Raw genomic sequence first — 9148 nt, 5'->3', positions numbered from 1 at the left:
GTATTCCTTGCGTGTTTCCGTCGACAGCAGGAAGACGCAGGACAGAAAATAGGTGAAATGTGCCCCGGTGCGCTCAGCCAGTGCTCGACTGCGCTTCCACTGCGAAATGTCGCGGGCGCTGTCGAACGAGATGATGACGACCTGCTTGGGCTTTGCCGGCACCGGTGGCGCGGGCGGGTCGGCCAGAGCCACGCCGGCAGTGACGAGCGCGGCAAGCGAAAACGCAACAACGCGGAACGGACGAAGCATAGGAATCTGATCTTAACTCGGGGAACGTCTGCAAGCCGGCTATCGCCTAAATGTGGCGCGGGTGCGATGGGCCTCTTCGGCTGCTCGTCCGGGGCAAACATCCGTTTGCCCCGGACAATAGCGATTTTCCGGTCGAACCCCTTCCATGCCGGCAAAATTTCGCTAAAACGCGGGCTGACAAAGGCCCGACCGGGCAGGAATGGTTTGATTTGATGTCCGACGACAGTTTTATCCGTGAAGTCAACGACGAGATCCGTCGCGAACAGGCGCAGGCGCTGTGGGACCGTTTTGGCCCAGCCCTGATTGTCGTTGCGATCCGCGTGGTGCTCGGCACCGCAGCCTTCGTCGGCTATCGCTATTGGGACGAGACGCGCGCCAACCGCTCGGGCGATGCGTTCTCGCAGGCGCTGAAGCTTGCCAATGACGGCAAGAACGATGAGGCGCTGACCGCGCTCGATCAGTTGGAGAAGGATGGCTACGGCGCCTATCCGCTGCTCGCACGCATGCGCGGCGCGACCGTCAAGGCGAACAAGGGCGACGTTCCCGCCGCCGTCAAGGATTTCGACGAAGTCGCCGCCGACACGGCCATTCCCCAGAGCATTCGCGACATGGCGCGGCTGCGGGCAGCGCTGCTGCTCGTCGACCATGGCTCGTTCGCCGACGTGTCCAGCCGTATCGAAGCGCTGACATCCGACACCAACACGCTGCGCCACACGGCGCGCGAGGCGCTCGGCCTTTCCGCCTGGAAGGAAGGCAAGACGCAGGATGCGCTGAAACTGTTCGACCAGATCGCCGCCGATGACGGCGCCCCGCGCAACACCCGCGAGCGCGCAACATTGATGTCCGAGCTGATCCGCGGGTCGGGCAGTGCGTCGTGACCTTCAAAGTCGCCATCATCGGCAGACCTAACGTCGGCAAATCGACTCTCTTCAATCGGCTGGTGGGAAGAAAGCTGGCGCTTGTCGACGACACGCCGGGCGTCACCCGCGACCGTCGCGTCCACGCCGCCAAGCTCTACGACCTGCATTTCGATGTCATCGACACCGCCGGCTTCGAGGACGCTGGTGCCTCGACCTTGCCCGGCCGCATGCGTGCGCAGACCGAGATCGCTATCCGCGAGGCCGACCTGATCTTCTTCACCATCGATGCCAAGTCCGGCCTTTTGCCTGACGACAGGACCTTCGCCGAGATCGTGCGCAAGTCCGGCAAGCCGGTCGTGCTGGTCGCCAACAAGGCCGAGGCGAAGGGCGCCCAGGGCGGTATGCTGGAAGCCTGGGAGCTCGGCCTTGGCGAGCCGATCCCGGTTTCGGCCGAGCATGGCCAGGGCATGCCCGATTTGCGCGACGCCGTGATCGGCGCGCTCGGCGAAGCGCGCGCCTTCGGCGAAGACGAAGATGGCGAAGACGAAGAGATCGCTGCCGGCGAGGTGCTGATCGGCGAGGATATCGCCGATCCGGATGCCGAGCACACCTATGACGACACCAAACCGATGCGCATCGCCGTCGTCGGCCGTCCCAATGCCGGCAAGTCGACGCTGATCAACGCGCTGATCGGCGAAGAGCGGCTGCTCACCGGACCGGAAGCCGGAATCACCCGTGATTCGATCTCGGTCGATTGGGATTGGCATGGCCGCCGCCTGAAGCTGTTCGATACGGCCGGCATGCGCCGCAAGGCCAGGATTCACGAAAAGCTCGAAGTGATGTCGGTGCAGGACGGCCTGCGCGCCATCCGCTTCGCCGAGATCGTCATCATCGTGCTCGACGCCACCATTCCCTTCGAGAAGCAGGATCTGCAGATCGCCGACCTGATCATCAGGGAAGGCCGGGCGCCGGTGATCGCCTTCAACAAATGGGACCTGATCGACCATCCCCAGGAGCTTCTGGCCGAACTGCGCGAGAAGACGGAACGGCTTCTTCCCCAGGCGCGCGGCCTGCAGGCCGTACCTGTCTCCGGCGAGACCGGGCGCGGCCTCGACAAGCTGATGGATGCCGTCATCAGGACCCACAAGGTATGGAACAGCCGCGTCTCGACTGGCAAGCTCAACCGCTGGCTGGAAGGCATCCTGGCACACCATCCGCCGCCTGCCGTGGCAGGGCGCCGGCTGAAGGTCAAATACGTCACCCAGGCCAAGACCCGGCCGCCGGGTTTCGTTGTCCAGTGCTCGCGGCCCGATGCGATGCCGCAATCCTATGTCCGCTATCTCTCCAACAGCCTGCGCGAAGCCTTCGATATGCCCGGCGTGCCGATCCGCATCGCGCTGCGCACGTCGGACAATCCGTTCGCCGGCAGGTCGAACAAGCGTAAATAAGCGGTCGGGCGCTGGATACCTGTTCCGGCTGTCTAAGCGACCTCCTTCAACCGCTCGTCCCGTGGCAGCGCCTGCAACGCCGCCTGCAGCAATATGTCGGCCAGCCGCGCTGCCACCGGATCCAGTTCAGCATCCTTCTGGTGCAGCACCAACGCCATTTTGGGCAATGCCGGCAGCCCGGCGATCTCCGGCGTCATCGCGCTGACGCTGGCCGGCAGGCCGATGTCGGTGCGGATTGTCAGCCCCAGCCCCGCCGCCACGGCTGCCCAGATGCCGCCAAGGCTCGGGCTGGAAAAGGCCATCCGCCACGACAGGCCGGCGCGGTCGAGCGTTTCGGTTGCCACCGTGCGCAGAAGGCATGGCGCTTCGAGCGCCACCAGCGGCAGCGGCTCACTGTTGCGCAGGCTGGTCTCGATACGCTTTGCCGGCCCGATCCAGCGCATCGGCACATCGGCGACATGCTGGCTGTAGGGCAGCGTTTCGCCGCAGTGCCAGGCGAGCGCGATATCGAGGCTGCCTGACAGGACCCTTTCGGCAAGGTCGTGGCTGCGTGCGATCCTGGCTTCGATCTTCACCTTGGGGTGCGCCCGGGCAAATCGGCCGAGCACGTCCGGCAGCACCGCCTCGCCGAAATCTTCCTGCAAGCCGAGCCGTACCCAGCCTTCCAGCTCGACACCGTGGATGGCGGATGCCGCCTCGTCATTCAATTCGATCAGCCTGCGCGCATAGCCGAGCATGGTCTCGCCTGCCTCGGTCAAAGCGAGGCCGCGTCCTGATTTGCGGAAGATCGGCGTCGCCGCCTGTTCTTCCAGTTTCTTCAATTGCGCGCTGACCGCCGACGTCGACCGGCCAAGCCGGTCAGCGGCCTTGGCAAAGCTACCCAGCTCCATGCCGGTGACGAAACTGCGCAGGACGTCGAGGTCGAATGTCACGCGTCGCATGTTGGAAGTCCCGATTTTCAGGATTGTAAGTTCAAAACTTCCTGATTTTCAGGACGAAATTATGGCGGTAGGGACAGATCGTCAAGGCCGGACCGCTGGCCAGCACGGGAAATGAAGTCATGTCCGCCATTGTCAATTGCACCGACCGGCAGCCGTCGGAACTTCTGGAAGATACCGGTTCCACCGGGAGGGTGTTCACGCCGGGCCATCGCTGGAAAGTCCTGGGCATCGGCGTTGCCGCCAATGCCGCCTTCTCGGCTACGTTCTCCGGCATCCCGGCGACGGCGGTCGTTCTTCGCCAGGGCTATCACCTAGGCAATGCCGAACTCGGTCTGGCGCTCGGCCTTCTCGGGCTTGGGGTCGCGCTCAGCGAACTGCCCTGGGGCTTGCTCACCGATCGCTGGGGCGACCGCCGCGTGCTGTTGATCGGGCTCGGCGCGACGGCGGCGTGGCTCCTGGTCATGGCGATGCTGGTCGTGCCGACAAGGACCGGTACTCCCGATGTCACGCTGCTCTCCACGAGCCTATTCATCACCGGATTGCTCGGCGGCAGCGTCAACGGTTCGAGCGGCCGCGCCATCATGGGCTGGTTCCGGGAAAACGAGCGCGGCTTCGCCATGAGCATCAGGCAGACGGCGGTGCCGCTTGGCGGCGGCCTTGGCGCGCTCGTGCTGCCCTCGCTTGCGCTGGCTTTCGGCTTTGCCGCGGTGTTCGGAGTCCTGGCGGGTGCATCCGCTCTGTCTGCCCTGTTCGCCTGGCGCTGGCTGCACGAGCCGCCGACGGCGGGCGAGGGCCATCCCGCTTCGGCTGTGGCCGGACCGGCGCCGCTGCGCAATCGCGACGTCTGGCGTATCGCGACCGCCATCGGCCTGCTCTGCTTTCCGCAGGTGGCCGTGCTCACCTTCGCCTCCGTATTCCTGCACGACTTCGTTGGGTTGGGAACGGCGGCAATCAGTGCCAGCCTCGCCGCGGTGCAGATCAGCGCCATGGTCATGCGCATCTGGAGCGGCCGCTTCACCGACCGTTATGGCAACCGCCGCCAATTTCTTCGCCTGTGCAGCGCGTTCAGCGCCCTTGCCTTCGCCATGCTTTGGCTGCTGGTCCTGTTCGGCCCAACCATTCCGGGCGGCCAGCTCATCTGGTCGGCGGTTCTTCCGGTCGTGCTTATTGTCGCAGGCATCTCTGTCTCCGCCTGGCACGGCGTCGCCTACACCGAGCTTGCCACCCTTGCCGGCGCCGGCCATGTCGGAACCGCGCTCAGCCTTGCCAACACCTTTGTTTTCGTCGGCTTCTTCCTGGTGCCGGTGGCCATTCCGGGGCTCTTGCACCTCTGGTCCTGGTCCGGCGTCTGGCTGGCGGCCGCCATCTGCGCGCTGATCGCCCGGCCGATCTTCCTGCGCCCGGCCTGAATGGTCCGGCCGCAAAATCGCCCGACTTCGCAACCACGACCTCGGGCCGACCGGGAAAACCCGATCGAATCCGTTAACGTCCCATCAAGGTTAATGCATCATTTTGCTCTCCAGTGGGGTCTGTAGCGTTCCTGGAGAGAGTTCCGTGCATCGACGTGTGTTGAAGCGGCTGGTTGCCGCCGCCGGTGAGAGAAAACGTGGCTTTCTGGGTCCGCTCGTCATCGGTTTCGGCATCTGGATCGGCTTTCCGACCGTCGCCGCCTATCAGGACATGACGAGCCTCGTTTCCGGCCTCGAAGCATCGAGCACGCGCTGGAATTCCTATGTCGAGAAATCCGTCGCCGGCTCGACCCACGCGGCCGAGATGCCCTTTGTCGATTCCGATGTCACCGGCTCCATTTCCGGATCGGGCGTCCACCTGGCCGGTGTCGGCAACGTGTCGTTTCGCGGCAAGGGCGGCAAGGTCAGCGCCACGCCCGATGAGGACCGCGTCGTGCGCGCCGAGAAGAAAGGGCGCATCGTCCAGATGTCTCCCGTCGCACCCCCGAAGAACTTCAACGCCGGCTCGATCTTCGAGCGCACCTCCTCCTTGCTGCGACCCAGCATGGACAGCGGCCTGAAAATGGCTTTCGCCAAGCCGCAGATCAAAGGCAAGGAAATCCAGATCGCCGCGGCATTCCATGCGCGCGAGGACAAGAAGCCGGATCCCGGCGTGCCGGCCATGCTGGCGGCGCTGGTCAACAACGACCATCCGGATGTGCTGGCCACCGCCTATGCGCAATCCGAGCCGGACTATGCCAAGGCATCGCCCTTCGAGGCCCTGCTTCAGGACGAGCAGCCCAATGAGGGCCGCTTCATTCCGCCGATGGCCAAGGGCGATCATTCGTGGATCCAGAACCCGCTGCCGGCGAGTGTCTTCTCCAAGAAGGAGCAGGCATGCCTTGCCAACGGAATCTATTTCGAGGCGAGGAGCGAATCCGTGCGCGGCCAAGCCGCTGTCGCTCAGGTCATCCTCAACCGCGTCCGCAATCCGACCTATCCGAATTCGATCTGCGGCGTCGTCTACCAGAACGACAGCTGGTTCAACCGTTGCCAGTTCTCCTTCGCCTGCGACGGCAGGAAGAAGCGCATCGATAGCCCAGCCGCCTACAAGACCGCCCAGGAGATCGCCATGGCCGTCACCGCCGGCAAGATCTTCATTCCGGAAGTCGGATCGTCGACCCACTACTATGCCCAATATGTCCACCCCGGCTGGGCGCGCACGATGCAGAAGATGACCAAGATCGGCCTGCATATCTTCTATCGGACCTATGGCGGCGGCTGGAGCTGAGTGCGGAGCAGCCGCTGATCCTTGATGTGGCGCGCAGCCGATCAAAGAGCCATTGCGCGGGGGATTCGCGCCATGCATCCTCGTCATCCTGGCGGGCACGATGTCGCACCTTCGTAATTCATTGATTTTATTGCCTAAAATACATGGCAATGAACTTCCGCCCGTGGCTTGACGGGCGCAAACCCTCTAACTATGTTGCCGGCGACTTTAGAAGCGGACGGACGGTGACGGTCTGACCGGGCAGGGGGGTTGCGATGGCCGACAAGAATGGGCCAGACGGAACCGGAGAAACCGGCCGCGGCAATCAGCATGAACCCGACATCCGCGACGACGATCTTGAGCGCCGCCGCCGTGACCTTGAAGCTTCGCTTGCGACAAGGCGGCCGGGCCGGCTCGAGGGGAAAGACGACGCGAAAGCGGGCAGTGTGGCCGGTTATGGTCAGGCGCTCAAACTCTCCAGCGAGTTTATCGCCGGGGTGGTGGTGGGTGCCGGCATCGGCTGGGTCATCGACCGTCTGGCGGGGACATCGCCATGGGGTCTGATCGTGTTTCTGCTGCTTGGTTTTGGCGCCGGAGTGCTCAATGTGATGCGTTCCGCCGGCGTCGTGGCAGAATTTGGACAGGGCGATAAATCGCGCCGTGGCCAAGACGACAAGAAATGACCGCGCACCATGTGCGGTAATGGTAACGAGGCCGTACGCGGCATTGACGGGGTTTGAACGTGGCAGCTGACAAGGTCGATCCGATCCACCAGTTCCATATCAACAAGCTGATTCCGATCGACATCGGCGGCTATGACCTGTCTTTCACCAATTCGGCGCTGTTCATGGTCGCAACCGTGATCGTCGCGGCTGGATTCCTGTTTCTCACGACGTCGAGCCGCAGCCTGGTTCCCGGGCGGCTTCAGTCGGTCTCCGAGATGGCGTACGAGTTTGTCGGCAACATGTTGCGCGACGCCGCCGGCACGCAGGGCATGAAGTTCTTCCCTCTCGTGTTCTCGCTGTTCATGTTCGTGCTCGTCGCCAATCTGCTTGGCCTGTTCCCCTATTTCTTCACCGTCACCAGCCACATTATCGTCACCTTCGGCCTTGCCGTGCTGGTGATCGCAACCGTGGTCGTCTACGGCTTCATGAAGCATGGTCTTGGCTTCCTGAAACTGTTCGTGCCGCACGGCGTGCCGGTCTTCCTGCTGCCTCTCGTGGTGCTGATCGAAGTAATCTCCTTCGTGTCGCGCCCGGTCAGCCTCTCGGTTCGTCTGTTCGCCAACATGCTCGCCGGCCACATCACGCTGAAGGTGTTCTCCGGCTTCGTCGTCAGCCTGAGCGCGCTCGGCGCGGTTGGCGTCGCCGGCTCGATCCTGCCTCTGGCGATGGCGGTGGCGCTGACGGCACTGGAACTGCTGGTCGCCTTCCTGCAGGCCTACGTCTTTGCCGTGTTGACCTGCATGTATCTCAACGACGCCCTGCATCCAGGGCACTAGGTCCAAAAGTTTCCGGCCCAAAGATTTCCAACATTGGCGCCGGATGGAATCGCAACGGAATTTTAGATCCAAAGGAGTTGAACAAATGGACGCAGAAGCAGCAAAGTACATCGGCGCCGGCATCGCTTGCCTGGGCATGGGTGGCGCGGGCATTGGCCTCGGCAACATCTTCGGCAGCTACCTGGCGGGCGCACTGCGCAACCCGTCGGCCGCCGATGGCCAGTTCGGCCGTCTGATCTTCGGCTTTGCCGTGACCGAAGCTCTGGGCATCTTCTCGCTTCTCATCGCGCTTCTGGCCCTGTTCGGCTGAGCACTCGGGAAGATTGGACAGGCCGGCCGCGCAAGCGGCGGGCCTGAATTTCGGGGATAGTCCATGTTCGTGACATCTGCCTTTGCGCAAGAGTCCGCGCCATCAGCCGATACCAGCCACGCTGCGACGGAAGGCGACACGCATTCCGGCACCAGCGTGCCTGCTGAAGCGCATGGCACGTTTCCGCCATTCGATCCGGCGACGTTCCCGTCGCAGCTTCTGTGGCTGGCGATCACCTTCGGGCTGTTCTATCTCTTCCTGAAGCGGGTGGTGATGCCGCGCGTCGGCGGCATCATCGATGTCCGCAACGATCGCATCACGCAGGACCTCGACCAGGCGGCCAGGTTGAAGGGCGAGGCCGACGCCGCCGTTGCTGCCTACGAGCAGGAACTGGCGGAAGCCAAGACCAAGGCCAACGCGATCGGCCAGCAGGCCAACGACGCTGCCAAGGCCGAGGCCGACACCGCTCGCAAGAAGGTCGAGGCTGCGCTCGACGCGAAGCTTGGCGAAGCCGAAGCCCGCATTTCTTCCATCAAGGCCAATGCCATGAAGGAAGTCGGCAGCATCGCCGAGGACACCGCTTCGGCGATCGTCGAGGCTCTGGTTGGCGGCAAGGCCAGCAAGGCCGAGATCGCGGCCGCGGTCAAATCCGTGGCCCGGTGAGGAGCGCATCATGGATTACACATCTCTCGCGACGCTCTGGGCCACGATAGCCCTGATCATCTTCCTCGGCGTTGCCGTCTACATCAAGGTGCCTGGCATGATCGCCAAGGCGCTCGACGCCCGTGCCGCCAGGATCAGCAATGAACTGGACGAAGCGCGCCGGCTGCGCGAGGAGGCCCAGCAGCTGCTCGGCCAGTACCAGCGCAAGCGCAAGGAAGCCGAGCAGGAGGCCGCCGACATCGTCGCTGCCGCCAAGCGCGAAGCCGACATGCTTGCCGCCGACGCGCATAAGAAGACCGAGGACTATGTCGTCAGGCGCACCGCGCTTGCCGAACAGAAGATCGGTCAGGCCGAGCGTGATGCCATCAGCGAAGTGCGCGCCAGCGCCGTCGACATCGCCGTCGAGGCAGCACGCGCGCTGCTTGCCGGCAAGATCGACGCCAAGGCCGGTGCAGATC

10 protein-coding genes and 1 pseudogene are annotated in these 9148 nt (G+C 63.7%); 9 read left to right on the top strand and 2 right to left on the bottom strand.

Annotated features, from left to right (window positions below; genetic code table 11):
* Positions 1-249, bottom strand: a pseudogene (locus tag EN969_RS06395) (polysaccharide deacetylase); the annotation flags it as partial.
* A 212-nt stretch (positions 250-461) separates the two neighbouring features.
* On the opposite strand from EN969_RS06395, the gene EN969_RS06390 reads away from it, so the two are divergent.
* Complete coding sequence (locus EN969_RS06390; protein ID WP_127419029.1) at positions 462-1127, top strand: tetratricopeptide repeat protein; 666 nt, start codon at positions 462-464, stop codon at positions 1125-1127.
* Positions 1124-2557: a ribosome biogenesis GTPase Der gene (gene der / locus EN969_RS06385; protein ID WP_013532848.1), complete on the top strand. Its 1434-nt coding sequence runs from the start codon at positions 1124-1126 to the stop codon at positions 2555-2557. Before EN969_RS06390 ends, der begins: the two co-directional genes overlap by 4 nt.
* A gap of 32 nt (positions 2558-2589) precedes the next feature.
* Here the strand turns inward: der and EN969_RS06380 are convergent, their stop codons facing one another.
* The gene (locus EN969_RS06380) at positions 2590-3498 is read right to left on the bottom strand and encodes a LysR substrate-binding domain-containing protein (RefSeq protein WP_013532847.1); all 909 of its coding nucleotides are present in this window, start codon (positions 3496-3498) and stop codon (positions 2590-2592) included.
* Positions 3499-3617: 119 nt separating this feature from the next.
* Here EN969_RS06380 and EN969_RS06375 point away from each other — a divergent pair, with 119 nt between their 5' ends.
* From EN969_RS06375 to EN969_RS06345, 7 genes are all read left to right on the top strand, one after another.
* Positions 3618-4907, top strand: coding sequence for an MFS transporter (locus EN969_RS06375; protein ID WP_063167647.1), 1290 nt, complete (start codon positions 3618-3620; stop codon positions 4905-4907).
* Between the two features lie 145 nt (positions 4908-5052).
* Positions 5053-6237: a cell wall hydrolase gene (locus EN969_RS06370; protein ID WP_063167648.1), complete on the top strand. Its 1185-nt coding sequence runs from the start codon at positions 5053-5055 to the stop codon at positions 6235-6237.
* 254 nt (positions 6238-6491) lie between these two features.
* Entirely contained in the window at positions 6492-6899 is a 408-nt protein-coding gene (locus tag EN969_RS06365) for an AtpZ/AtpI family protein (protein WP_013532844.1), read from the top strand.
* A gap of 59 nt (positions 6900-6958) precedes the next feature.
* Positions 6959-7717: a F0F1 ATP synthase subunit A gene (locus EN969_RS06360; RefSeq protein WP_013532843.1), complete on the top strand. Its 759-nt coding sequence runs from the start codon at positions 6959-6961 to the stop codon at positions 7715-7717.
* A gap of 85 nt (positions 7718-7802) precedes the next feature.
* Complete coding sequence (locus EN969_RS06355) at positions 7803-8027, top strand: F0F1 ATP synthase subunit C (protein ID WP_006206606.1); 225 nt, start codon at positions 7803-7805, stop codon at positions 8025-8027.
* A gap of 63 nt (positions 8028-8090) precedes the next feature.
* On the top strand, positions 8091-8690 hold the full coding sequence (locus EN969_RS06350) for a F0F1 ATP synthase subunit B (protein WP_013532842.1): 600 nt from the start codon (positions 8091-8093) through the stop codon (positions 8688-8690).
* Positions 8691-8700: 10 nt separating this feature from the next.
* Positions 8701-9148 (top strand): F0F1 ATP synthase subunit B (locus tag EN969_RS06345; protein ID WP_127419028.1); only part of this gene is annotated, 448 nt, incomplete at its 3' end.

The sequence above is a fragment of the Mesorhizobium sp. M7A.F.Ca.CA.003.01.2.1 genome (assembly GCF_003998945.1).
In the GTDB taxonomy this organism is placed as follows: domain Bacteria; phylum Pseudomonadota; class Alphaproteobacteria; order Rhizobiales; family Rhizobiaceae; genus Mesorhizobium; species Mesorhizobium ciceri.
This window is presented reverse-complemented; position numbering and strand designations above follow the sequence as displayed.